Raw genomic sequence first — 229 nt, 5'->3', positions numbered from 1 at the left:
CGCTCCACCATGCGCAGCTTCTCGTCGGCTGCGGCCGGGTCGGCATCGAGCACCGTCACCGTGGCGGTGAGGTAGCCGAAGGCGACTTGATCACTGCCCAGCTCCTGCAACGCGGCATCGGCATCGGTCGCCTTGTTCGAGGCATCCGTGTCCACCAGCGGCGACTCCTGTTGGAAGATCGTTTCGCGCAGCAGCGCGATGACGTTCTTGCGCTTGGCGAACCACTGGC

At 65.5% G+C, this 229-nt stretch carries 1 protein-coding gene; it reads right to left on the bottom strand.

The window, feature by feature from the left end:
- Window positions 1-229: hypothetical protein (locus RRF55_RS28320; RefSeq protein ID WP_439419343.1), on the bottom strand; the 229-nt coding region annotated here is incomplete at both ends.

Source organism: Klebsiella sp. K47, assembly GCF_051858335.1.
Lineage (GTDB): Bacteria > Pseudomonadota > Gammaproteobacteria > Enterobacterales > Enterobacteriaceae > Klebsiella > Klebsiella pneumoniae.
This window is presented reverse-complemented; position numbering and strand designations above follow the sequence as displayed.